Raw genomic sequence first — 25,521 nt, 5'->3', positions numbered from 1 at the left:
TTTTGACGGTCCAGACGGCGCGGCGGTGAGAGACGCACGAGGCGCGGCGCCGGTACGCGGCGCCGGGCGTGCTTCGACGCCGCGCGCGCGGGCCGCGAGGAGAGGGTTCATGGGCGCGTTCTTCGTCGTTCCTTATTGCGTGAAGTTCGAGGACACCATGGCTTACGGGAGCCATCACTTCCTCACGAACTTCCGCTTCCAGTGCATCGCGCGGGAGACGCTCTATTTCGCCGAGGCCGCTGACGGCACGCTCCCGCACGAGGAAGATCGCGCGGCGATCCGGCTGCTCACCACCGAGGGGTACAGCCGGAACCTGGCGCCCGTCCGCGTGGGGGAGCGCGTCGCGATCTTCATGACGCTCGGGGCCGTCACGCGCTCGAGCGCGTACGGCTACTTCCGCACGGTCCGGTTCGACGGCGAGCCGGTGGCGTGCGGCTACCAGCGCATCGTCGCCGTCGCGGCGGCGAGCGAGGAGCTGGCGCCGCTGCCCCGATCGGTGACGATGCACGTCGGGGCCCTCGACGAGCGCGTGGCGCACCCGCGCTTCGTCGAGCTCGCCCTGCGCGGCGGCTCGGCGCTGCGCGAGCTCTTCCCCGAGCACCTGCTCCGGCACGCCGTCGAGGTCGCGCGCGGCCCGCTGCACGCGTCGCACCCGCACCGCAAGCAGTGGGGCGCTGAGGATGAGCCGGCGCGAGGGGGCGAGTCGGCGCGGGAGGGCGAGCCGGCGCGGGGAGGGGAGCCGGCGGAGGGAGGCCGCGCGAAGGTGGCCTTGCTCCTGCCCGGCCAGGGCTCGTTCGATCTGCGGCTCCTGCGCGGGCTCCACGCGCGCTTCGAGGCCGCGCGCGCGGCCGTCGACGCCGCGGAGCCCGCGGCGCGCGAGCTGCTCGGCGCGTCGATGGCGGCGCTCGTGGCCGGCGACGAGGCCGAGGCGCGGGCGGCGCTCGAGGCGTGCGCCGACCTCGACCAGCTCGGCATCCTCGTCCAGGGCCACGTCGCCGCCGCGCTGCTCCGGTCCGCCGGGCTCGCGGCCGACGTCGTGGCGGGGCACAGCTTCGGGGAGATCGCCGCGCTGGCCGCGAGCGGCGCCTTCTCCCTCGCCACGGCCGCGGAGGTCGTGTGCCGGCGGGTGCTCGCCCTCCGCGGCGCGCCCCCGGGCCGCATGCTCGCGGCGCACGTCGGCGCCGACCGGCTGCGCGACGAGGTGCAGGCGCTGGGCCGGGACGACGTCTTCGTCGCGGTGGCCAACGGGGCCGACCAGGCGGTCGCCTCGGGGACGGCGGACGGCATCGCGGCCCTCGAGCGGCGGCTCGCGGGCGCGGGCGTCCGCGCGACCTTGCTCGCGAGCCGCTATCCGTTCCATTCGCCCCTGCTCGCGCCGGCGCTCGGCCCGTTCGCGAGCGCCCTCGGGCGCGCGGCCGCCGCGCAGCCCGCGCTCGCCACGTACTCGCCGATCGATCGGGTCCACTACGGCGCGGGGCCGCTCGCGCCCGCGCGCCTGCTCCCCATGCACCTCGTGACGCCGCTCGACTTCGGAGCGGCGGTGCGCGACCTCGTCGCGGCCGGCTGCCGCACCTTCGTCGAGTGCGGCGGCGGCAGCACCCTGACCGCGCTCGTGCGGCGGAGCGCGCCGCAGGAGCCCGGCCTCCGCGTGATCTCGACGTTCCGCGCTGGCGAGGACGTCGTGGCCGAGCACCGGCGCGTCGTCGAGGCGCTGCGTGCCGCGGGGCACGCGCTGACCGAGGTCGCGCCGCTGCCCGGCGACGACCGGGACGCCCGCCGTCCGGGCGTGGGCGCCGCGGTGTCGAGCCCTGCCGCGGTGCCGAGCCCCGCCGCCGCGTCGAGCCCCGCCGCGCCATCGAGCCCCGCCATGGCGGAGATCCCCGCCGCCCCGCCGCCGGCCGCCGCGCCCGCGACAGACCCGCACGACGGCGCCGCCTCGCCGGAGGGCGCCTCCCCGATCGCGATCGTCGGCATGGGCGCCGTGCTCCCGGGGGCCGGCGGCGTCGACGCCTACCTCGCGCAGCTGCTCGCCGGCACGAGCGGGATCGTCGACAGCGGCGAGCGGAACCCGGAGCTCGCCACCGACTTCCTGAGCCCCGGCGGCCGCGCCGCCGACAAGACCTACAGCCTGCTGACCGGCACCGTCGACGCGCTCGGGCCGTACGCCGAGCGCACCGGGTACGACGCCCGCACCCTCGAGCGGCTGCCCAAGACGGCCCGCATGCTGGCGTGCGCGCTCGCGGAGGCCAGGTCGCGCGCGGCCGTGCTCCGCGACCGCGCGCCGCTGCGGATCGCCTGTCTGCTCGGCTCGACCGCGGACGGCTCGATCGAGCACGACGAGGCGACGCTGCTGCTCGGCGTCGAGCGCGCGCTCGACGGCCTCGCCGCGGACGCGGCGGCCCGCGCGGCCGTGGTGGGCGCGCTCGCGGACGAGCTAGGGCTCGACGCCGAGCGGCGCGCCGCGTGCCGCGGCCACCTCGAGCCGCTCGCGCGCGTCGTGCGCGACGTCGTGGGGGAGGGCGTGCACACGGTGGTCGTCGACGCCGCCTGCGCGTCGTCGATGCACGCCGTCCACCTCGGCGCCGCGATGCTGCGCCGCGGCCTCGCCGACGTCGTGATCGCCGGCGGCGCCTACCAGCCCGGCCCGACCAACGCGTGCCAGTTCTCGCAGTTCGGCGGCCTCTCCGCGACCGGCAGCCGCCCGTTCGACGCCTCGGCCGACGGCGTCGTGTTCGGCGAGGGCGCCGCCGTCGTCGTCCTCGAGCGGCTCGACGACGCCCGCGCGCGGGGTGATCGCGTCGACGCCTTGCTGCTCGGCAGCGGCCTGTCGAGCGACGGCCCGAGCCCGTCGGTCACGGTGCCGCAGCGCCGCGGGCAGACCCTCGCGATGCGGCGCGCCTACGCGCAGGCCGGCGTCGCGCCGCGAGCCGTGCAGTACGTCGAGGCGCACGCCACCGCGACGCCCGTCGGCGACGCCACCGAGTTCCAGGCGCTCGCGGAGGTGTTCGCCGGCGACGCGGGCGCGCCGCGCATCGCCCTCGGCAGCGTCAAGTCGCTGCTCGGCCACACGGGCTGGACCGCCGGCGTCGCGTCGCTCATCAAGGTCGTGCTCGCGATGCGCGAGCGCACGCTCTTCGCGCAGCACGGGTTCAAGGCGCCGAGCGGGCGCATCGACCTCTCGGGCTCGCCGTTCGCCATCGCCACGGCGGCCGCGCCGTGGACGACGGAGGGGACCGCCGAGGGCGGCGGCCCCCTGCGCGCCGCGCTCGACAGCTTCGGCTTCGGCGGCACCAACGCCCACCTCGTCGTCGAGGAGCTCCGGCCCGGCCGCCGCGCCCCGCGCCCGCCCCCGCGGGGCGCTGGCCGCGCGCTGTGCGTCGTCGGGCTCGGGGCCGTGTTCCCCGGCGCCGGCGGCGCGCCCGCGGACGCGCCCTCGGACGTCCTCGCGTTCGACGAGCGCGCGCTGCGGCTCCCGGCCGGCGCGCGGGTCCTGCCGGACGCGCTCGAGGCGATGGACCCGACGCAGCTCCTCGCGGCCATGGCCGCCGAGAAGGCGCTCGCGGCGCTGCCCGCCCGCGAGATGGGCGACCGCATCGGCGTCGTCGTCGGCCACGAGGGCAAGACCCGCCGCGGCGCGCGCGCCAACGAGCGGATCTTCGGCGACCGCGTGGCCCGGGCGCTCCGCGCGCGCGGCGTGAGCCCGGCGCTCGCGGGCAGCGTCGTGGACGCGCTCCGCGCGGGCTCGCCTGCGACCGGGCCTTACACGCAGCCGGGCAACATGCCCAACATCATCTCGGGGCGCGTCGCCAACGTCCTCGGCCTGCGCGGGCCGAACTTCGTGGTCGACACCTCCGCGACCTCGCTGCTCGACGCGCTCGCGGCCGCGGATCTCGTGCTCGACGACGACTGCGAGGTCGTCCTCGCGGGCGCGGTCAACGCGTTCAGCGACGACGTGGCCCGCGGCGCTTCCGCGTCCGACGACCCGCGGCCGGTGGGCGAGGCGGCGCTGCTCGTGGCGCTGTGCACCGAGGACACCGCCGCGCGCAACGCCTGGCCGGTGCTCGCGCGCCTCCACGTCGCCGCCGGCGGCGCGGAGGGCGGCCTCCCCGGCCGGGAGCTCTCGGTCGGCGGCCCGGGCGCGCGGCTGCGCGGGGCCGAGGGCGCCGTCGAGCTCCATGCGGCGATCCGGGACGCGGGCGTCGACGGACGGGCTGCCGCCGCGGTCGTGCGCTGGCCGTCCGACTCCCGCGGCGTCCAGGTCGCGCCTCCTCGCGGCGTCCAGGTCGCGCCTCCTCGCGGCGTCCAGGTCGCGCCTCCTCGCGACGCCCAGGTCGCGCCTGCCGGCGACGCCCAGCTCGCCCCGGCTCCCGCGCCCGCGGGCTTCACGACGGGCACGCCGATCCAGGTCTATGTCCCCGGGATCGCGCCCGCGCCGGCGAGCGGGCCCGCGGCGCGCGTCCCGTCCCGCGTCCTCTACGTCTGCACCGACGCGGTGCTGGCCGCGGACGCGCGGCGCGCGGCGCCCGCCGGCGCGCGCGTCCTCGCCCTCGCCGGCGAGGCGGCGCCCGCCGCGGCCCCGCCCGGTAGCCCGCGGTCCCTCGCGGCCCCGGAGGCCGCGGTCGACGACGGCGGCAGCCCGTCGATCGACGCCCGCGACGAGGCGCGGCTCAGCGCGTCGTTCGCGGCCCTCGCGCCCGACGATGTCGACGCGGTCGTCGTGCTCACCCGCGCCGGCGACGCGCGCGCGTTCGTCGACGGCGCGCCGGGCTCGTACCGGCCGGCGCTGCGCGCGCTGTTCGGCGCGGCGCGCCGCTACCACGACGCCATCGCGCGCGGCGACGTGTCGTTCGCCGCGGTCGTCGTCGGCGCCGTGGACGCGGCCGCGCGGCTCGCCCCGCTGAGCGGCGCCGTCGGCGGCTTCGTGAAGTCGCTGGCGCGCGAGCTGCCGGGCGGCGACGTGCGGGTCGTCCACGCCGACGCGCCGGACGTCGCGGCGGCGCTCGGCGCGCTCTCCGACGAGTGGCGGCGCGCCCGGCCGGCCGTGCCCGAGGAGGTGGTCGATCTCGGCGGCGCGCGGCACACCGTGCAGCTCACCCGCGCCTCGTCCGCGCTGCCCGCGCGGCCTGCCCGCGCGCGCCCGCCCCTCGGCGCCGACACCGTCGCGCTCGTGACCGGCGGCGCGCGCGGCATCACGGCGCAGTTCGTCGAGGGTCTGCTCGGCCGCTTCGGCTGCCGCGCCGTGCTCCTCGGCCGCTCGCGGCTCGAGGACGCCCCGCCGCGCACGGTCGCGATGACCGACGCGGAGTTCGACGCGTACGAGCGGGACTTCTACGCCGAGGCGCTGCGCGAGGACCGGGGCGCGCGGATGGTCGCGCTGCGCGAGCGCTACGCGCGCATCCGGGCGGCGCGCGAGGCGCACCGCGTCCTCGCCCACCTGCGCGCCCGGGGCGGGATCGTCGACTACCACGCCGTCGACGTCACGCGCGCCGAGGACGTGGACCGCGCCGTCGCGGCGGTCGCGGCGGCGTACGGCCGGGTCGACCTCGTCGTGCACGGCGCCGGCATCCAGGCGTCGAGCCGGCTCACGTCGAAGTCGCTCGACCTGTTCGAGCGGATCGTCGACACGAAGCTCGCCGGCCTCGCCCACCTCCGCCGCGCCCTGGCGCGCCACCTGCCTGCCGCGCGCCCGCACGTCCACCTCGTCACGTCCGCGTTCAGCGTGCTCGGGAACGACGGGCAGCCCGACTACGGCGCGGCCAACGAGGCGATGAACCGCGCCGCCGCGTACTTCGCGGCCGAGGCGGACGCCGGCCCGTGGTCCAGCATCGCGTGGCTCGGCTGGAACGGCGTCGGCATGACCGCCGGGTCCGAGTACAGCGCGCTCGGCGCGGCGCGCGGGCTCCGGGGCGTCGAGCCGGAGGAGGGCCGGCGCATCTTCCTCGACCTCGTGGCCGATCGGCCGGTCGGCGCGGCGCAGGTCCTGCTCACGGACAGCGAGATCGAGCGCTTCGCCCCGCGCATCGCGGCGGCGGGCGCGGCGGCCAGCGCTCGGTCGGCGGTCGCGCCGAGCAGCACCTGGACGCTCGATCCGCGCGTCGACCCGTGGCTGGCCGACCACCGGGCGCGCTCGAGCGCCGTCGTCGCCGGCGCGTTCCTGGTCGAGCTCTGCGTCCGGCACGCGCTCGCGACGGCGGCGGAGGGCGGCGCGCTCGTCCGCGAGGTCCGCGACGTGCGCTTCCTCGAGTTCCTGCGCCTGCCCGACGGCGCGGCGCGCGACGTCCGCGCGGTGACGACCCGCCGCGAGCGGCTCGCCGGCGGCCGCGCCGCGTGCGCCGTCGAGGTGCGCGGCGACTTCGTCCACCGGTCGGGCGTCGTCCTCCGCGCCGACGTCGTCTTCGCGACGTGCGTCGTCGAGCTCGGCGCGACCCACGTCGGCCGCGACGCCCTCGCGCCGCGCCGCGCCGGGCGCGTCGACGGGCCCTTGTTCCGCGATCCCTACGCGGGCCCCGGCTCGCCGGTCCGGCACGCGGGCTGGTTCGATCACGTCGGGTCGTTCGTGCTCGGGACCGCGCTCAAGTCCGCCCGGTTCCACCTCACGGCCGATCCTGCCCTGGAGCGGCAGCGCGCGGCCGCCACGCCGTTCCTCCTGCTCGACGCGCTCCTGACGCTGGGCACCCTGCGCCGCGACGAGTCCGGCGCGTTCCCCGTGTGCGCCGCGGGCGGGGTCGACCGCATCCGCTTCGGCGCGGCCGCGAACGACCTCGCGATCCGCGACGCGGGCGGCCCTGTCCGGCTCGTCGCCACGGTGCCGGCCGCCGCGGAGGATCGCGTCGTCGGCGCGTGGGCGCAGGCGCTCGACCCGGCGGGCGGCGTGCTCCTCGACGTCGAGGGGCTCGAGGGGCGCGTCGTCGGGCGCGTGGCCGCGGAGTCGCGCCCGGCGGCGCCGGCGTCGCTGTCGTCGATGGGGGCGCTGTGACGCCGCCGCTCGCGATCGCCGTCGCGCGGGCGGACGCCGACGCGGCGGTGCGCCTCGCGGCGTACCTGACCGAGGGCGAGCGCCGCGCTTGCGCTGCCCAGCGCGTCGCCGCCCGGCGGGCGCAGTCCGCGTGCGCGCGCGTCGCGGCGAAGTGGCTGCGCCTGGAGCTCGCGGCCGGCCGCAGCGCGCCGCTCGTCGCGCTGGACGCGGCCTCGCTCGAGGCGCACCCGCGCGCGGACTACCTCGCCTGCGCGGTCTCCGGCCCCGGGGGCGGCGCGCCGCGGTTCGAGGACGGCGCGTTCGCCGTGTCGCTCTCGCACGCCGGCGACCGCGCCGCGGCGGCCGTCACCACGGCGCGCGCCGTCGGCGTGGACGTCGAGCGCGTCGAGGCGCGCGCGGCGGCCTTCGCGGACGAGCACTTCACGCCGCGCGAGCGCGAGGGGCTCGCGCGCGGCGCGGCGGCCGGCGCGGATCGCGCCGCCCTCGAGACGCTGCTCTGGAGCGCGAAGGAGGCGCTTTACAAGACGGGGGCGCTCGCGCTGCCGGCGCGGTTCTCCTTCCGCGACATCGACGTCGCGTTTCCGCCGGGGGGCGCGCGGCTCGCGCAGCCCTCGGTCCGCTCCTTCGCGATGAGCGCGCGGGGCGGGCAGTTCTTCGGCCGGGCCGTTCTCACCGGTGCGTTCGCGCTCGTCGCGGCCGTCCCGGTCTCGCCGGCCGCCGCTCTTGGATGAACGTCACTCACCAATCACGAGGAATCGACGATGCAATCTCATGATCTTCTCGAACACGTTCGCTCCGTCTTCGTGCGCATGACGCGCTATCCCGACGAGGTCGTCGTCGCCGACGCCGACCTGGAGCAGGATCTGGGCATCGACTCGGTGAAGCGCGGCGAGATCCTGGCGACGCTGCGCGCCGATTTCGGCCTCCCGGACGCGCTCAAGGCGACGCCCGACGAGCTGCGCACGGTGGCGAGCGTCAGCGACTTCCTGACGCGGACGATCGCGGCTCGCCCCGGCGCCGCGCCCCGGAGCGGCGATGCGGGCGGCGGGGGGCACGCGGAGGCCGCCAGGCACGCCAACGGGCACGGGGAGGCCGCCGGGCACGCCGGGCACGCCAACGGGCACGGGGAGCCCGCCGGGTACGCCAACGGGCACGGGGAGGCCTCCAGGCACGCCAACGGGCACGTGGAGCCCGCCAGGTACGCCAACGGGCACGTGGAGGCCGCCGGGTACGCCAACGGTCACGCGGAGCCCGCCGGGTACGCGAACGGCCACGCGGAGCCCGCTGGCTACGCCAACGGGCACGTGGAGCCCGCGAGGTACGCGAACGGCCACGCGGAGCCCGCCGGGTACGCGAACGGCCACGCGGAGCCCGCCAGGTACGCCAACGGCCACGCGGAGCCCGCCGTCTACGCCAACGGCCACGCGGAGCCCGCCAGGCACGCCAGCGGCCACGCGGAGCCCGCCAGGCACGCCGGCGGCCACGCCGCCACCGTGGCGCGCGCGCCGGCGGCTCCCGCCCCCCGGCGCCCGGCCCCGGCCGCCCGGGCCGCGCTCGCGGGCAAGACGGTCCTCGTGACCGGATCGAGCCGCGGGCTGGGCCGCGCCATCGCGACGAAGCTCGGGCGCGCCGGCGCGCGGGTCGTCGTCAACAGCTTCCACTCGCGCGACGACGGCGAGGAGGTCGCCGACGAGATCTGCGCCGCCGGCGGCGACGCGGTGCACGTCTGGGGCTCCGTCGCCAACGTCGCGCACCTCGACAAGCTCTTCGAGACGATCGAGCGCGACGTCGGCGAGCTGCACCACTTCGTCAGCAACGCGTCCAACGGCCGGTTCGGCCCCCTCGAGCAGACGACCCCGGAGCACTGGGAGCTGGCCTTCCGCACGAACGTCATCGGCTACCACCAGTGCGCCCTCCGCGCCGCGCGCCTGATGGAGCGGCGCGGCGGCGGGCGGATCGTCGCGCTCTCGTCGAACGGCTCGTCGCGGTACCTCGAGCACTTCGGCGCCATGGGCGCCGTGAAGGCCGCGGTCGAGTCGCTCACGCGCGCGCTCGCCGTCGAGCTCGCGCCGCGCAACGTGCAGGTCAACTGCGTCTCGGCCGGGCCGATCTACGGCCACGTCACGAGCAACTACCCGGATCACGAGCGGATCCTCCCGTACTGGGAGTCGCGCACGCCGGGCGGCCGGCTCTGCACCGAGGAGGACGTCGCCGACGCCGTCCTGCTGCTCCTGTCGGACGGGGCGCGGATGATCAACGGCGCGACGCTCACCGTCGACGGCGGGGGCTCGCTGTGCATCTGACGGCCGCGATCGCCGGCGCCGGCCCGCGCCTCGGTCGCATCCTCGCGCGTCGACCCGGGTTTGCTTGCATCAACTTGCGTCAGCTTGCGGAGAAGGAGGAGTCATGATTGCCAATCTCTATCGGCAGCCCCCGGGCCCTGGCCCGCTGTCCAGCCTGCGGTACCTGGCGAATTTCAGGACCGGGGACATGCGTCATTACGAGGAGCTCTTCGCGCGCCACGGCGACGTCGTGCGCCTGCGGGCGCCCGGCGCCGAGGACTTCATCATGGCGTTTCACCCGAACGACATCGCGCACGTCCTCCGCACGAATGTCCGCAACTACCCTAAGGGCAAGCGGTATCACGAGCTCGCCCACGTGCTCGGCTGGGGCCTCGTGAACAGCGAGGGCGACCTCTGGCGGCGCCAGCGTCGGCACGTGCAGCCCCAGTTCAACCACGCCAACACCCTCAAGTTCGTCCCCATCATCGTCGACCACATGGAGGCGGTGCTGCGGCGCTGGGACGCCCAGCCGGACGAGTTCGAGCGCGACATCAACGACGACATGATGGATGTGACGTTCGGTATCGCGGGCGAGGCGTTCTTCGGCGCCGCGCTGCAGGCCCACACCGACACGGTCCGCGAGGCGTTCAAGTACGCGCTGTCGATCGCGCTCAAGCGGATGTACTCGCTGGTCAACCCGCCCCTGTCCTGGCCGCTGCCGAGCCACCTGCGCTTCCGCCGGGCCATGGAGCGCGTGCACACCGTGATCGACGACATCATCGACGGCTACCAGCGCGGCGCGGGCGACGCGGACAACGTGCTCGTGCGCCTCATGAACTCGGTCGATCCCGAGACGGGCGCGAGGATGGACCGCGCGCAGCTCCGGGACGAGATCAAGACCATCCTGATGGTCGGGCACGAGACATCGAGCGTCACCGCCTCCTGGGCGCTGTACCTGATCGCGAAGCACCCCGAGGTGAGCGCCCGGCTCACCGACGAGATCGATCGCGTCCTCGGCGGCCGGGCCCCGACGGCGAAGGACTTCGAGTCGATGCCTTACCTCGGCATGGTCTTCAACGAGTGCCTCCGGCTCCTGCCCTCCGTGCCGTTCATCCTCCGCAGTCCGTCGGAGGACGACGAGCTCGGCGGCTACCACGTCGCCGCGGGGTCGACGGTGGCCATCGTCCCGTGGGTCACGCACCGGCACCCGGACTTCTGGGCCGATCCGCTGCGGTTCGACCCCGAGCGCTTCGCGAACTACCGGCGGAGCGCGGACGACAAGCTGGCCTTCATCCCGTTCGGCGCCGGCCAGCGGATCTGCCTGGGCGAGTTCATGGGCCAGCTCGAGGGCAAGATCATGGTCGCCATGGCGCTCCAGCGGTACCGGCTCCGGCTGGTCCCCGGCTTCGACCCGCGTTGCCGCGGCTTCATCTCGCTGCAGCCGGTGAACGGGATGCGGATGATCCTCCGGCGGCGCGAGCCGGTGAGGACGGCCCGCGCGGCGCCCGCGGGCCGGGGGCAGCCCGCGGCCGCGGAGCCCGCGGCGGCGGAGCCCGTGGCGGCCGCCGCCATGAGGGCCAGCGGCTGCCCGTTCAGCGCCCGGGCGTGAAGGCGCCGATGGCGGGCAGGGCCGGGGCCCCTGCCTACGGCGCCTGCTCGACCATCGCGCTCCCGCCCTGGCGGCGGCCCGGCTCGGCGACCGCGGTCACCGTGCCGTCGCCGTTGAAGCGGAGCGCGGTGGCCGCGCCGATCTCGCCCCCCGTCGTGTTCGCGTCGGAGAACACGTGTCCCAGGGCGCTGAGCCCCTCGGCCTCCGGCGTGCCCAGGAACGCCGTCTCCGCGTCGCTCGACCCGTTGCTGGCGTTGCGCTGCGAGATGCGCGGCGCCGCGAGGGCCTTGTCGATCGGCAGGCCCAGGTCGAGTTGGCCGACCAGGATCTGCAGCACGGTCGTGATGATGGTGGACCCGCCCGGCGAGGCGAGCGCGAGCTCGGGCTTGCCGTCCTTCATGACGATCGTCGGGCTCATGCTGCTGCGCGGCCGCTTGCCCGGCTCGGCCACGTTCGGGTGCGGCGCGGTCGGGTCGGACGGGACGTTGAAGTCGGTGAGCTCGTTGTTCAACAGGAACCCATGGCCGGGGACGACCAGGCCGTTGCCGCCCTCGGCCTCGATGGTGCACGTATAAGACACGATGTTTCCGGCCGCGTCGCTGATCGTGATGTGCGTCGTCTCGTTGTCGCTCGCGTCGTTCGGTCCGGCGCTCCTGTTCCGCTTCCTCGCCGACTGGCCGCCGCCCGGCGAGGGGCTCGGGTCGGTCTGGAACGCGAAGGGGTCGCCGGGCGCGGCCGCGCCGGTCGGGGCCTTGTCCAGGTCGATGAGGTCGCGCCGGGCATCGGCGTAGTCCTTCGAGAGCAGCCCGGCGACGGGGGCCTCCACGAACTCGGGATCTCCCAGGAAGGCGTTCCGGTCCGCGAAGGCGAGCCGCGAGGCGCCGAGGTAGCGGTGCAGCACCTCGACGGGCGTGAGGGTCTCGAGGTCGAAGCCCTCGAGCAGGTTGAGCGCCTCGGCCACGGTGATCCCACCGCTGCTCGGGAGGCCCATGCCGTGGATGGTGTAGTCCCGGTACGTCGTGGAGATCGCCGGGCGGACGCGGACCTCGTAGTCCTGGAGGTCGGCGGGCGCGATCACCCCGGGTCGGAATTTGAGCGTGCTCCCGGGCTCGATCGGGGGCTCGCGGACCGCCGTGACGATGGCCTCGGCGACCTCTCCCTCGTAGAAGGCCCGCTCTCCTCCCTCGGCGATGAGGCGATAAGTCCTGGCGAGAGCCGGGTTCTTGAAGACGGTGCCGACCGGCCACGCCTCGCCGTCGGGCCCGAGGAACAGCTCCTTGCTGCTCGTGATCGCCTGGAAGCGCGCGAGGTTCCGGCCGGTTTGCTCGAAGAAGGTCTGGTCGACCGCGAACCCCGCCTCGGCGACCTGGATGGCCCGCTGGAGCACGTCCTTGAGCCCGAGGGTCCCGTAGCGGCGGAGCGCCTCGCTCCACCCCCGCACGGTGCCGGGCACGCCCACCGACAGGCCGCTCGTCACGAGCTCATCGAACGCGATCGGGGCGCCGTTCTCGTAGAAGGCGCTCGCCTCGAGCCCTGACGGCGCGGTCTCGCGGTGGTCGATCGCGACAACCTTGCTGTCGGCGGCGAGGTACACGAGCATGAAGCCGCCGCCGCCCACGCCGCAGGAGAACGGGTCGGTCGCGCCGAGCACGCTCGCCGCGGCGACGGCGGCGTCCACGGCGTTACCGCCCTTCTTCAGGACCTCGATGGCGGCCAGGGTGCCGCGGAGATCGACGGTCGCCGCCGCGCCGCCCCGCCCGGAGGCCGTCGGCGCGATCTCCGGCAGCTCGGCGAAGAGGTCGTCTTCCGTCCCGGTCCCGCCGCCGTCCGGCTCCGCGCCCGCGTCGCCCTTGTCGGGCTCGCCGCGGCTCACCGGGGCGAGCTTCTCGTTCGGGCTGCAGGCGGCGCACAGGACGAGGAGGCCGAGCATGGCGAGGTGATTCTTGCGTTGGGCCATGGTCACGGACCCTAGCAGGGCTCACCCGCACCGGGGATGGCGCCCCGGGTGCAGGCCATGGATTGCTGCCCAGCACGCAGCGCTGTCTGGCGCGACGACTTCGGCCGCCTGCGCACAGGCGCGTAAGCTATTTCTCAATTGCCGCTGAGCCCGCATGCGATGCTGCAGGCCCGCTCCAGGTTCGCCGAGCTGGATTCGTCCCTGGCCGGACGCAGCGCTAGCTCGAGATCGTGACAGGCATCCCCAGGAACCGGCTGTACCGCTCGATGGCCCTCTGCAGGGCGGCCTTCTCGCGCTTCTTTGGCCGTAGCGGGAGGTTCATCGTGATCGTCACCGCCTTCCGCTGGATGGCGCGGCGCCAGCCGCCGACGACCCGGCCGTCGAGGACGGCGAGGTGCGCCATGAGGGCGTCGCCGGCACGGCCCGTCAGCGCGGGGTCGAGCGTCGCGCTGTGGTCCTTGTAGGCGATGACGTATTCGTCGTAGTTGGGCAGGAGGTGAACGAGCGGCGTCTCCATCTCGCCGCAGGGTGCCTCTCCGGCCGCGAACCAGTAGACCTTGCCGTCGACCGTCTCGTGCTGGAGGTGTGCCTTGGCCATCTCGATGCCGGCCCTGGCCTCCTTCAAGGTGAGCCCCGACCACCAGGCGAAGTCCTTCACCAGCGCTGGCCCGTGGCTCGCCAGGTAGCGTTTCGCGAGCTCGGCCAGCGCCTCGTCGCGCCCCGGCGCCTTCGCCCTCGGAGCGCGCTCGTCGAGCAGGGCATAGGTGAATTGCTTGCCGCGGAGCGGGCCGCTGCAGACGATCGCGTCCAGCTCGGCGCGCATCAGGAGGTAGGCGAGCCGCAGGCCGCTCGCGCGAATGCCGGCCTTCTCATACACCCGCGCGATCTCCGTCCGCGTGAGCTGGGCACCACCCTGCAAGGCCTTCGCGAGCGCGCGGTTGCTCCTGGCGAACACGGCATCGTCGAGCTCCAGCTGTCGATACTGGTAGGCGTTCGCGGCGTTCACGCGCGGGGCCGTGACGCCGAGCATCCAGCGGATGTCCTCGGGCGTCACCAGGTGCCACGTGGGCCGCAGGACATGGGTGCGGAGGATCTTGCCCTCGTTGAACAGCCGGTCGAGCTCGGCGTCCGTGACGCCGGTGGTCCGCTGCGCGATGGCCCATTTCGCCCCGGCGTAGTCCTGGGCCTGCACCGCGCATAGCCAGCGAACCACGTCCTCGGGCCGCTCGCACGGGCGCCCCACGAGGCGCTCGTTGTGGAGCCGCTGGCGGGTGATATCGAGATTGTCCACGGTACGCCGCCACAGTACCAGGCGGAATGCACCTCGGTAGGAAAATTCAATCGACAACAGGAGCTTCCACCAGCGACCGCGGGTGCAGCGCAAGGTCACAACGGACGCGCCCCTCCCAAGCTCCGGCCTCTTTGTCTGTATCATCGCCCCATGAGGCGTCGCAAAGGGACGGGCTCGAACGAATATCCATCGTCGCAGTCCTGGCCGAGAACTCCGCTGATCTTCACCATCCCGGCGCTCGCCGTCTGGCTGTGGCCGGCCAGGTCCCGCGCCGACGATTACGATCGCTGCCTCCGCACCGCGAAGACCCAGGCCGAGATCGACGCGTGCGCCCCTCCGGACAGGCCCATCGAGGTGCGCGTGCGCGCGAAGCCGCCGGCCCGGAGCGCCTCGGACGTGGAGGTGGACGCGCAGGTCATCGCGGCGGCGCCGCACGGCTCGGGCGCCGATGTGCTGAACGTCGCCCCGGGTGTTTTCGTGAGCGACCGTGGCCTGCCCGGGCGCGCGCCGCACCTGTCCCTGCGCGGCTTCGACGGCACATCCGGCCAGGACGTGGAGATCTTCGCGGGCAACATCCCCATGAACCAGGTCTCGCATATCCGCGCTCCCGGTTACGCCGACATGCGCCTCATCATGCCGGAGGTGATCCGGTCGGTCCGGATCGCCAGCGGCCCCTACGATCCGAAGCAAGGGGACTTCGGCGTCGCCGGCTCGCTCCGCATGGAGCTCGGCCTGGAGGAGCCGGGCTTCTGGCTGAAGGGGGGCGTCGGCTCGTTCGGTACGAGGCGGGTGTTCCTCGCGTTCGCGCCCGAGCACGACGAGATGCAGGACACGTTCGCGGCCTTCGAGACCGACGCGACCGACGGGCCGGGCGGCGCGCGCGGGGGCGAGCGCAGCTCCTTCGTGGGGCAGCTCGGCGGAGGCAACGAGCAGGTCGACTTCCGCGCGACGGTGGCGATCGGCTCGGCGCGCTTCGATTTCCCCGGCTACCTGCCGCAGGCCCTCGTGGAGCGCGGCGGCGACCCGTACGCGGCGCGGCGGCCGCTCGGTCGCGACCGGACGTCGCAGGCGCTCATCGGCGCCGAGGTCGTGTGGAGCCCGAGCGACGGGATCCTGGGCATCGGCGCGTTCGCGGGCAAGACCAGGACGACGTTCCACCAGAACCTCACCGGGTTCGCCCTCGACCAGCTCGCCGGCGAGCGCGTCGTCGAGAGCGACGACAGCGAGATGGTGAACGACGCGTGGACCGTCGGGCTCACCGTGTTTTACCGGCATGGCGTCGAGATCACCTCGAAGCGCGACTCCATCGAGATGGGCCTGTACTCGCGCGTGGACTCGGTCGACCAGACCGACACGCGCCTGTTCGAGGACGGCACGAGGAACGCCACGCTCATCGACGCGACGGTCGACGCCACGAACGTCGCCGCCTATGCCGATCTCGCGCTCTACCCGATCCGCCGCGTGGTCGTCCGCGGCGGCGCGCGCCTCGACTCGCTCTCGTACAGCGTGCAGGATCGCACCAGCAACGCCGGGCTCGAGCGCACCGCGCAGGGCTTCGTCGTGTCGAGCAAGGTCATGGCGGACGTCGCGGTCAAGGGGGGTGTGCACGTCGTGGCGAGCTATGGCGAGGGGTTCCGCTCCCCGCAGGCGCGCGACCTCGGCGAGGGCGAGCGCGTGCCGTTCACCAGGGTCCGCGGCGTCGAGGCGGGCGTCCGGCTCAAGGACGGCAGGTCCTTCCAGGGCTCTGCCGTGGGGTTCGGCTCGTGGCTCGGCAACGACCGGGTGTTCGACGCGACGTCGCGGCAGAGCGTCGAGGCCCCGCCTTCCGCGCGCGCTGGCGCGCAGCTCGTGATGAGCGCGCGCTCTGGCCCTTTCGGCGCGCACCTGAGCGGCACGTACACCCATGCCCGCTTCACCGGCTCCGACGAGCGCTTCCGGGAGGGCGACGCGGTGCCCTATGCCCCGGCGTTCGTCCTGCGCGACGACGTGTTCGCCTCCGGGGCCGTCGGAGAGCTCCTTGGCAAGGAGGTGACGGTCCGCGTGGGCGCCGGCGTCGAGGGCGCGGCGGGGCGCTCCCTCCCGGGCGGGCGAGCCGGCAAGGACTCGGTCAGCCTCGACGCCGTCGCGGCGGTCGGCTGGCGCGGCATGGAGCTCGCGCTCAACGGCACGAACCTCCTGGGCCAGCGCTATAACGACGCGCAGTACGTCTATGTCTCTAATTTCGAGGAGCGCCTCCCGCCCCCGCCGCCGTCTCCGCACGTGCTCGTCGCCGCGCCGACGGCGCTGATGCTCACGTTTCAGGTCCATGTCCACGGCAAGAAGCGCGAGCAGGAATCGTACTACTAGAGCGGTTTTCAGCCGGAATTGGTACACCGTCTTCCGTCTTCCGTCTTCCGTCTTCCGTCTTCCGTCTTCCGTCTTCCGTCTTCCGTGCTCGTCCTTCGTGCGCGTGCGCGATTCTCCGGAGTCAGCGCGCACGCGCACGCGCACGCGCACGCGCATGGGGAAGACAGACCGAAGACGAGAGACGGAGGACGAAACACGTCGGCATCAAACCCCAGCGAAAACCGCTCTGGTATCGCGCGTCAGGAATCCCGCCAGGATTCCGCCGCGGTGGCGAACGGTCGCGATCCGTCACTTCTTGCGGGGTTTCGGGGGGGAGCGACGACCGATCGCAGACCCTCGGACGGCATGGACCCAACCCCGGCCCAACCGAGGGGACTCGGGTCCGGAGAGCTCGCGATGGTCGAGCCGTCGCCTCAGGCCGCCGTGGTTGCGTCGCTCGCCGGCACCCTAAGCCGTGCCGTCGCCCTCGGCGATGAGGAGGCAGCCCGGGTCGTGCACGAGGCGATCGGTCAGCTGCTCGGGCTGCCGGTGGCACCGGAGGGGTGAGCAAGCTTGGGCCGAACGTCGAGCCCGCCGCTCGCGTCGACTCGCTGCCGGAGCCTTGCCGCTCGCCAGTGCCCACAGGCTCTACTGGGATCGCCCGCACGCGGCGGTTGCGTGCCGAAGCGCCCCGGAGGCATCCGGAAAGTGATGCCGGCAAGCAGCAGGCCTGTGCCGGGAGGCAAGCGCGGCGGCGTGCGCAGGCGACGACCCTCTCGCCGCGTTGCTGCATGGCGACGCCATGGCGGAACTGCGGACGCCACGGGGAGCGGTGGGAAAACGAGTGGCGAAGCGGCTCCTGCATGCTGGCGCGGAGGCGGCACGCGCACCATGCGCCTCGGCGCCAGAGAGCGCAGATTCAAGCACGAGCCTGACACGCTGCTCATCCATGGTCCCGATGAGAGGCATGACCATCACCTGCTCGGTTATCGGGATCATCGGCGTGGACAGCTCCGCTAGCCGGCTCTGCTGCACCCGGATGATCTCCTCCTGCAACGCTGCGCGCTCGCGTTCTGCGTTCTCGCGCGCCGACATATCGAGCGCGAGCCGGGGGTTCGGCGAGCGCCTCCGCCGCCGCGGCAGCGAGCGTCGCGGCCCGCCGCCCCCCGGCCCGCCGCTCCGCCATGGCGCCGCCATGGGCGATAGCCCGGCGGGTTGTCGAAATTCGCGGCGAAAACGTGCCCTCACCGCGTGGCGTGCGGCGTGCGGTGTCGGCGCCGTGTGGCCAGCGCGGCTCGCACCACGGGCGTCGTCTACGAGCGCCGTCGTCCCGAGAAGACGACGCTCTACGAGATCGTGCGCGACAACGTGGAGACGCTGTACGGGGCGATCGACGACGGCGCCATCGCGGTCCGGATACCCAAGCACGCGAAGAAGGAGCTCGAAGCCTACCTCGACTGCGGGCTGCTCTGCCGCGGGTTCGCTCGGCTCCGGTGCGAGCGCTGCGAAGAGAGTCGGCTGGTGGCCTTCAGCTGTAAAGGACGCGGTTTCTGCCCGTCGTGTCTGGGCCGACGCATGTGTTCCACGGCGGCGAACCTGATCGAGGACGTCCTGCCCGAGGTGGCGCTCCGGCAGTGGGTGTTGACGTTTCCGTTTCGCGTGGAGCGGTTCTACGAAGAGCGCGGTGCGCGCCGAGGCGCGTGCGGCGCGGTCAAGAGCGGCGCGGTGAACGTCGTGCAACGCACGTCCGGCGACATGCGGCTCAATCCGCATCTGCACGTGGTCTTCCTCGACGGGGAGCGAGCGCAGCGAGCGTGCGTTCGTCGAGGTAGTGGCGGCGCCTCGTGGAAGCGCATGCCACCGGCGTCCGTCTTCTCGAACACGCCATCAGTCGCGATCGTGTGAAAATGAACATGCAAATTCAAGCTGCAGCCGAACATTTGTGGACAACCGACCGAGCCCGTCTGCGCGCCATCGAGGCCCGCGAGGCGCCGCGTCACGCGCGCGATCTCCTGGCGCGTGTCGCCGAGTCCGGGTCGCTGGTCGCTGCGCTGCCTCAACCTGGGTCGGGTCGCTCAGCTCTTGCGCCGCACATTTGCGATCGACGTCCTCGAGTGCCCAACTTGCAAGGGGCGGATGAAGCTCGTCGCCATGGTGACCGAGCCAAGGAACATCGCCCGCTTCCTCTCCGCGCTCGGCGAGCCGACCGACGTCCCAGCACGCTCTCCCAGCGTCCACACGGCGGCCGCCGTACTGGAAGAGCACCGTTCTGCGCCGCAAGGCGCCCGGTGACGCCGCATAGCGTCTCGCGACGCGCCTCCCGGGCCAGACCAACGCCTGGACGGACACGTGTGCCCACGGCACGCCGATGCGCCCCGTAGCGCGCTCGGCGCCGCCCCGGACCACGCTCTTTCGGCCCAGGACCGAGCCATCACGACGCTCGCGGCCCCACCCTTTCGGTTTGCTGCGCTACACTTCTTCGCGCAGCGATCCGGCTTCTTTTATCTACGCGCCGGCGCGCGCATCCCGGTCTCGTCAGAGCGCTCGCCGACGAGCTCACCGGAGAGCTGGAGAGCGTAGGCGATGCCCCTCTGCAGCGTGCCTTTGGTGGTGATGGCCCCGAGATCCGCTCCGAGCTGCACCATCATCCGGGCCACCTCGGGGCGGATGCCGGTGAGCACGGCCTGCGTCCCGAGCAGGCGCAGGGCGGCCGAGCTGCTCATGAGCATCCGGATCACATCGGTATCGATCTGCTTGATCCCGGTGATGTCCAGGATCACGACGCGCGCCCGATGCTGCTGTGCGCCCTGGAGCGCGACCTCCAGCACCTGCTCGGCTCGTTCGGTGTCCACAGTGCCAATGAGGGGCATCACCATGATCCGGTCGGTGATCGGGATGAGCGGGGTGGACATCTCCGTGAGCCTGGCCCGCTGCGCCTCGATCATCCGCGCCTGGAGCGTCGTGCGCTCCCGCTCTCCCTGCTCGCGCTGGGTGAGCTCGAGCTGCAAGCGCTGGTAGGCCGCGTTGAGCTCCCCGTTGGAGACGCGGAGCTCCTCCGTACGCTGCGTGACCTCGGCCTCGAGCTGCTCGTTGGCGCGACGGGCCTTCTCGTTGGCCGCCCGGACGTCGGCGACCATCCGCGCGTTCTCGATCGCGATCGCGGCGTGCGCAGAGACGAGCTCCAGGAGCTCGACGCGGATCGCGTGAAAGGCGGACGATGCCTGCTTGTTCTCCAGATAGAGCACGCCGATCAGCCTGTCCTGGTGGAGGAGAGGCAGGCAGAGGATGGCCTTGGCGCGGCCCGCGGCGATGTACGGATCGGCGGCGAAGCGCCTGTCCTCGCGGGCATCGCTGACGACCACCGGCTCGCGTGTGCGGGCGACGAACAGCGCCACGCTCTGGGCCAGATCGGAGCAGGTGCTGAGCGGCGCGCCGCCCGACTCCACCCTGAGCCCGTCTGTCTTCACGCCGAACATCGCTTCGACGAAGAGCCGCCCGTCGCGCTCCAGGAGGAGCGCTCCCTGCTCTGCGCCGGCGCTCTCCAGCACGATCTTCACCAGGCTCGCGACCACCTTGGGCAGCGTGGTCTCGCTGGCGATCGCCTGGGCGGCGCGGACGACCAGCGCCGCGTCGCGCAGGTTGCCGACGAGCGTCTGACCAAGGATCGTCGTACCCACGATCGAGCTGGAGGAGGAAGAGCTCGACCCCCGCTTCCCTGCGCGGGTGAGCGAGGGCAACAGGTGTCCCTGCTCCCTCGCCAGCGTGTCGGCTTTGGCTACCGCCCCCCAGTGGCGGTAGCCGAGGTACGCGTCGCCCATGTAGCCACGCGCCGCGCCGACCCTGCCGATGCCGGCGTACATGTTCGCGCACAGCTCGTTGGCCAGGGCCTCGGTGTGCGGAAACTCGTTCTCCTTGGCCAGGGCGATCGCCCGATCGTACAGGTCCATGGCCTCGTTGAGCTGGCCTGACCGGCGCGCCTCCTCGGCCTCGATCAGGACGAGCTGGTGCTGGAAGTTCTCGGGGCAGCTCGCCGCGAGCTCGGCGATCCTGGCCTTGTGACGAACGATGGACGCCTCGCGGCGCTCCCTGTCCTCCGGCGCCCCGGCGCCCGGCAGCGCGAGCAGCGACAGGCACGCATAGAAATGGATCTGCATCGTGTAGTACAGACCGAAGGCGTTGCCGCTCGAGCGTTCAGCCTGATCCGCGGCGGAGAGCGCGGCCTCGTGCTCCCCGTAGAGGTGATGAATCTGGAGCTTGAGCACATGATAGATGAGAAGGGCGCTGCCGAGATCCTTCCCCTCCAGCCTGGCGAGGAGCTGGCCTTCGTCGAAGCTGTCGTCGCTCAGGCCATCCCTTGTCCGCGTCCGCCCTTGCAGGCACGCGATCACCTGCTTCGCGGTGGTCAACGTCTCTGTCGAGAGCACGTTCCGGGTCCGCTGCATGAGCACGAGGAGCCTCTCGACCTCGCCCTGGAGCTCGTCGAGCGGGTAGCCCCCGCAGAGCTTGTTGATGATCAGGCTGTAAGCGTTGGTGGAGAGATAGCCGAAATCGCCCGCCTCCAGCGCGGCCTGGCAGCCTCGCTGGTAATAGTAAATCGAGATGCGAAGCGGCTCCACCCGGTAGACCGAGGCAGCGTAGGAGGAGTAGAGCTTGGGGGCCAGAGAGGCGCTCTGGAAGCGCTCGTTGAGGGCGAGCGCGAGCTTGCCGAACGCGTGGCCCTCGAGCGGCGGGCGGCCCAGAACCGCCGAGAGCACGAAGCCGTGGCACACATAGCCGAACGCGGACACGTCCGAGTGGCCGTGCGTGAGGGAAATGTTGACCATCTCGAGGACGACCAGCCCAAAGACGCCCGGCTCCACGTAGTAGATCGGCATCGTCAGGTCGATGAGGAGCTGGAGCACCGCCTTCTGCTCCGGGTCGTCGAGCACTGCCGCATGAATGAGGTCCTCGACGCGGCGCCCCCCGAGGGCCGTGGTGACCTTCGCGAGCCCTGCGCCGAAGGCCGCCTGCTGCTCGGTCTCTGTCTCGGGGAGCGTCACGCCGAGGACCGCGAGGCCAGAGAGCCCTGCCTTCACCGCCTCGGTGAACTTCCCGAGCGTCGAGAGCAAGTTCATGCGCAGGTTGTAAAGGCGCGCCCGCTCCAGGCTGGATGAAGAGCGCGCCAGGAGCACCTCGAACAGCGCCTCCGCCCGCTCGATCGCGCCGCTCAGGAACGCGCACTCCGCGCCCTCGATGTGAAGCTCGAAGCAGAGCGCGTAGTCGCGCTCCCAGGCCCGCTCGGCGAGGAGCTCCAGGCCGGCGGCGAAGTAGGCGGCCGCGGTCTGGTAGGCCGTCGCGGCCTTGACCTTCCTGCCGGCGCGCAGGTTGAGCCGGGCGACCTCCATCCGCTCGGCTTCCTCGATGATCCCACCGGCGCCCCGGTGCAGATGCCGGACGATCTCCAGGAGGTCCTCGTCGCGCGGGGCGCGGCCGCTGCGCGCCCAGAGCAGCCGGCCGATCGAGAGGTGGACCTCCTCTTTGCGCTCCTTGGCGATGAGCGAGTAGGCGGCCTCCTGCACCCGATCGTGGAGGAACCTGTAGGAGATCTGGAAGTCGACGGCGGAGGCGGCAGCCTCGGCGCCCGCGCTCACGTCGAGGAAGCGATAAGCGCTGTCGAGCGGCACGACGAGCCCCTCGCGCAGCGCTTCCCACAGGTCGGCGGCGGCGTCGGTCGCCGATCGCTCATCGATGGTCGACAGCGTGGCGAGATCGAACTCGTGGCCGATGCACGTCGCGAGCAACAGCACGCGCTGCGTCCCGGGCGCGAGCCTGTGCAGCTTGTCCAGCATGAGGTCGATCACGTTGTCCGTGGCCATCGCCCCCCGGATGCGCGCGAGGTCCCAGGTGTACGCGCCGGACGCCGCGTCGAACGAGAGGAGCCGCTCGTCGTGGAGCGCGCCGAGGAACTGGCTCAGGAAGAACGGGTTGCCCTGGGTCCTGTCGAAGATCAGCCTGGCCAGCGGCTCGATCGCGCTCGCCTGGGCCCTCAGCGTGTCGGCGACGAGCGCGGTCGCCGTCGGCAGATCCAGCGGGCCGAGCGTGATCTCGGTGAGCGTCGCGCCCGCCTTCCGGGCCTGGTCCAGCGTTGCCATCAGCGGGTGGGCGCTGTCCACCTCGTTGTCCCGGTAGGCGCCGAGGAGGAGCAGGTGCTTGCTGTCCGGATCGCTGAGCAGGAGGCCGAGGAGCCGGAGCGAAGCCGGATCGGCCCACTGCAGATCGTCGAGGAAGAGGGCCAGGGGGTGCACCGGCGTCGCAAAGACGCGCAGGAAGCGCGAGACCAGCAGATCAAAGCGATTGCGCGCCTCGCTCGGCCCGAGCGCCGGGACGTTCGGCTGGGGGCCGATGACGAGCTCGAGCTCCGGGATCAGGTCGAAGAGCAGCCGCCCGTTCGGGCCGACCGCGTCGACGAGCGCGCTCCTCCAGGTGTCGAGCGTGGCCGCTTGCTCGGCCAGGAGCTGCTGGATGAGCTCGCGGAACGCGTGCGCCACCGGCGCGAGGGGGACATCGCGGGTGTTCTGATCGAACTTGCCGCGGATGAAGGCGCCGCCCCGACGGGCGATGGGCTTGTGCAGCTCGTTCACCAGCGCCGACTTGCCGGTGCCGGAGTAGCCCGAGACCAGGATCAGCTCCGTCGCGCCCTTGCGGACGCGCTCGAAGGCGGAGAGCAGCGCGTCGACGTCGCGCTCTCGGCCATAGAGCCTCTGCGGGATGCGCAGCTCGCCCGTCATGTCCTGCTGGGCCAGCGCAAACGGCTCGATCTGCCGGGCGGCTGTCCATTGCGCCAGGCACCGCTCGAGGTCTGCCTCGAGCCCGCGGGCGCTCTGGTAACGCTCCTCCGGCATCTTGCAGAGGAGCCTCATGACGATGTCGGACAGGGGCCGGGGGAGCTCTGTCGCCCGCTCGTGCGGCGGCGTCGGCAAGCGCGCGATGTGGCTGTGGATGAGCTCGGTCGGGTCTGTCGATGGGAAGGGGAGCGCGCCGGTCAGCAGCTCGTAGAGCGTGACGCCCAGGGAGTAGAGATCGGTGCGCAGATCGACCACCAGGTTCATGCGCCCTGTCTGCTCGGGCGACATATAGGCCAGCGTCCCCTCCAGCGAGGCGGGGCTGGTCGCCTTCGGATCTTCCCGCGAGAGGCGCGCGGCGATGCCGAAGTCGACGAGGCGGGGCGCGCACGTCGCCGCGTCGATCATGACGTTGTGCGGCTTGATGTCCTTGTGAATGACGTCGCGCTCGTGGAGCGAGCCGAGGGTCTCGGCGAGCGCGACGGCGATCTTCAGGGCCGCCTCCACGTCGAACCTCTGCGCCTTCAGCAGGTCGTGGAGCGAGGAGGCGCCGAGGTCCTCCATGACCAGCGCGACGCCCCTGCCGCACTTCTCCAGCGCGCGCGCGTGCACCACGCCGGGCAGATCGCCGAGGTCCTGGAGGATCGCGAACTCGCGCCGCAGCCGCGCCAGCTCGCTGCTGGTCGGATACTCGTTCCTGGTCACCTTGACCGCAACCGGCGCGCTGTCGGCGTTGCGGCGGCCACGGTAGAGGAGGGTCTCGGAGCCTTCGTAGGATATGACTGTGAGCGTATAGCCAGGTAGATCGAGCATCATTCCACATCCCCCTCGACAACGAGCGGCGGCGCACCGACGCTGGAGGATTTCTACCGTACCTTACATGATGCTCGAGCTTGCAGACTTAATGACGCCTGTGCATGCACAAACAGATGGCGGGGGAATTGGCCTGTTCTGAGCTTTTTTCTCGAGGGGACCATCCCGAGCCAGGAGCCCCCGCCAGAGGCATCCCTCGCGCGTCGCCGAGCGCCGGTCGGTCACAGTGGAGGACGACGAAGAGGAAGGGACGCGCGGGCGCCCGAGCCCGCCGCTCCTCGAGCGCAGGATCCTCGGTCGTGCCCAGCGTGATCGGCCTCTTCGTCACGGCTGCAACGTATCACGACGCGATGCGCCGCCCGGGCCTCCCGCCGCGGCGCTCGCTTGCTCGACGCGGCGCTCGCAGGCCTCCTGGTCCCTGCGGGCGTCGGCCTCGTTGGCGCGTAGGTAAAAGAAGCCGGATCGCAGCGCGAAAAAGTGTAGGCGCGTAGGTAAAAGAAGCCGGATCGCAGCGCGAAAAAGCGTAACGCAGCAAACCGAAAGGGTGGGACCGCGAACGTCGTGATGGCTCGGTCCTGGGTCGAAAGAGCGGAGCGTGGTCCGGGCGGCGCCGAGCGCGCTACGGGGCGCATCGGCGTGCCGTGGGCACACGTGTCCGTCCAGGCGTTGGTCTGGCCCGGGAGGCGCGTCGCGAGACGCTATGCGGCGTCACCGGGCGCCTTGCGGCGCAGAACGGTGCTCTTCCAGTACGGCGGCCCTCGGTTAGGAGAGCGAGCCCGTTTCCGTGGCGGCGCAGGCTCGCCCAGGACGGGGTGTTGTTCGGCGTGCTGACCCGCATCTTCGTCGAGAGCGTGGAGCGGTTCTACGAAGAGCGCGGTGCGCGCCGAGGCGCGTGCGGCGCGGTCAAGAGCGGCGCGGTGACCGTCGTGCAACGCACGTCCGGCGACATGCGGCTCAATCCGCATCTGCACGTGGTCTTCCTCGACGGGGCTTATCACGAAGACGGCACCGAGCTCGTGTGGAACGAACTCGGTCACCTGCGAACGCGCGAGGTCGGTCAGGTCCTGGAGCACGCCGTCGGGCGAATGCTCCGTTACCTCCGGCGGCACGGGCATCTCGAGATCGAGCACGACGTCGAGGAGGACGACGAGCCCGAGGCAGCGCTCTGTGCCTCCGCCGTCTCAGGACGAGAGCCGCGCCACACGTCGTCGCCCCGCAATGGCTCCGCGGGCTGTCGCCGTCTTCTCCGAGTGCGTATTCCGGGCCGACGTGACGGCCGATTCCGAGAGCACGTGACGGCTCGTTCCGACCGACGTGACGGGGCGTTCCGGGCCACCCGACGGGGTGTTCCGCCACACCTGACGGCTCGTTCCGACGCACGTGACGGGCCGTTCCGAGGGACGTGACGGACCGTTCCGACGGGGATGACGGCCCGCAGGCGGCGCTC

At 72.8% G+C, this 25,521-nt stretch carries 12 protein-coding genes and 2 pseudogenes; 10 read left to right on the top strand and 4 right to left on the bottom strand.

Annotation, left to right across the window (positions count from 1 at the left end):
* Positions 1–109: 109 nt before the first annotated feature.
* The 4 genes from WME89_RS31490 to WME89_RS31475 all read left to right on the top strand — a co-directional run bounded on the left by WME89_RS31490 (position 110) and on the right by WME89_RS31475 (position 10,867).
* Positions 110–6,976 carry an SDR family NAD(P)-dependent oxidoreductase gene (locus tag WME89_RS31490; protein WP_438003372.1) on the top strand — a complete coding sequence of 2,289 codons (6,867 nt, stop codon included), beginning with the start codon at positions 110–112 and terminating at the stop codon, positions 6,974–6,976.
* Complete coding sequence (locus WME89_RS31485) at positions 6,973–7,707, top strand: 4'-phosphopantetheinyl transferase superfamily protein (protein WP_438003371.1); 735 nt, start codon at positions 6,973–6,975, stop codon at positions 7,705–7,707. The genes WME89_RS31490 and WME89_RS31485 overlap by 4 nt, the downstream gene beginning before the upstream one ends.
* 30 nt (positions 7,708–7,737) lie before the next feature.
* Entirely contained in the window at positions 7,738–9,279 is a 1,542-nt protein-coding gene (locus WME89_RS31480) for an SDR family oxidoreductase (protein ID WP_438003370.1), read from the top strand.
* Between the two features lie 103 nt (positions 9,280–9,382).
* On the top strand, positions 9,383–10,867 hold the full coding sequence (locus WME89_RS31475) for a cytochrome P450 (RefSeq protein WP_438003369.1): 1,485 nt from the start codon (positions 9,383–9,385) through the stop codon (positions 10,865–10,867).
* Positions 10,868–10,901: 34 nt separating this feature from the next.
* Here WME89_RS31475 and ggt read toward each other — a convergent pair whose 3' ends face one another.
* Together ggt and WME89_RS31465 are read right to left on the bottom strand one after the other, a co-directional pair.
* Positions 10,902–12,824, bottom strand: coding sequence for a gamma-glutamyltransferase (ggt, locus tag WME89_RS31470; protein WP_438003368.1), 1,923 nt, complete (start codon positions 12,822–12,824; stop codon positions 10,902–10,904).
* A gap of 217 nt (positions 12,825–13,041) precedes the next feature.
* Positions 13,042–14,115 carry a winged helix DNA-binding domain-containing protein gene (locus WME89_RS31465; protein WP_438003367.1) on the bottom strand — a complete coding sequence of 358 codons (1,074 nt, stop codon included), beginning with the start codon at positions 14,113–14,115 and terminating at the stop codon, positions 13,042–13,044.
* 150 nt (positions 14,116–14,265) lie between these two features.
* Here WME89_RS31465 and WME89_RS31460 point away from each other — a divergent pair, with 150 nt between their 5' ends.
* The 4 genes and pseudogenes from WME89_RS31460 to WME89_RS31445 all read left to right on the top strand — a co-directional run.
* Positions 14,266–16,461, top strand: coding sequence for a TonB-dependent receptor (locus WME89_RS31460; RefSeq protein ID WP_438003366.1), 2,196 nt, complete (start codon positions 14,266–14,268; stop codon positions 16,459–16,461).
* A 25-nt stretch (positions 16,462–16,486) separates the two neighbouring features.
* Positions 16,487–16,558 (top strand): annotated as a pseudogene (locus WME89_RS31455) (hypothetical protein); the annotation flags it as partial.
* A 299-nt stretch (positions 16,559–16,857) separates the two neighbouring features.
* Complete coding sequence (locus WME89_RS31450) at positions 16,858–17,007, top strand: hypothetical protein (RefSeq protein WP_438003365.1); 150 nt, start codon at positions 16,858–16,860, stop codon at positions 17,005–17,007.
* A gap of 684 nt (positions 17,008–17,691) precedes the next feature.
* Positions 17,692–18,030 (top strand): annotated as a pseudogene (locus WME89_RS31445) (transposase zinc-binding domain-containing protein); the annotation flags it as partial.
* An 80-nt stretch (positions 18,031–18,110) separates the two neighbouring features.
* Here WME89_RS31445 and WME89_RS31440 read toward each other — a convergent pair.
* Positions 18,111–18,380, bottom strand: coding sequence for a hypothetical protein (locus WME89_RS31440; protein ID WP_438011996.1), 270 nt, complete (start codon positions 18,378–18,380; stop codon positions 18,111–18,113).
* 196 nt (positions 18,381–18,576) lie between these two features.
* Between WME89_RS31440 and WME89_RS31435 the strand changes: the two genes are divergently transcribed.
* Positions 18,577–18,732, top strand: a complete 156-nt coding sequence (locus WME89_RS31435; RefSeq protein ID WP_438003364.1) for a hypothetical protein — start codon at positions 18,577–18,579, stop codon at positions 18,730–18,732.
* A 209-nt stretch (positions 18,733–18,941) separates the two neighbouring features.
* Here WME89_RS31435 and WME89_RS31430 read toward each other — a convergent pair whose 3' ends face one another.
* The gene (locus WME89_RS31430) at positions 18,942–24,077 is read right to left on the bottom strand and encodes an AAA family ATPase (protein ID WP_438003363.1); all 5,136 of its coding nucleotides are present in this window, start codon (positions 24,075–24,077) and stop codon (positions 18,942–18,944) included.
* An 821-nt stretch (positions 24,078–24,898) separates the two neighbouring features.
* Between WME89_RS31430 and WME89_RS31425 the strand changes: the two genes are divergently transcribed.
* Positions 24,899–25,480, top strand: a complete 582-nt coding sequence (locus WME89_RS31425) for a transposase (protein WP_438011995.1) — start codon at positions 24,899–24,901, stop codon at positions 25,478–25,480.
* Positions 25,481–25,521: the final 41 nt, after the last annotated feature.

It is taken from the genome of Sorangium sp. So ce321 (assembly GCF_051530195.1).
Classification (GTDB): Bacteria; Myxococcota_A; Polyangia; order Polyangiales; family Polyangiaceae; genus Sorangium.
This window is presented reverse-complemented; position numbering and strand designations above follow the sequence as displayed.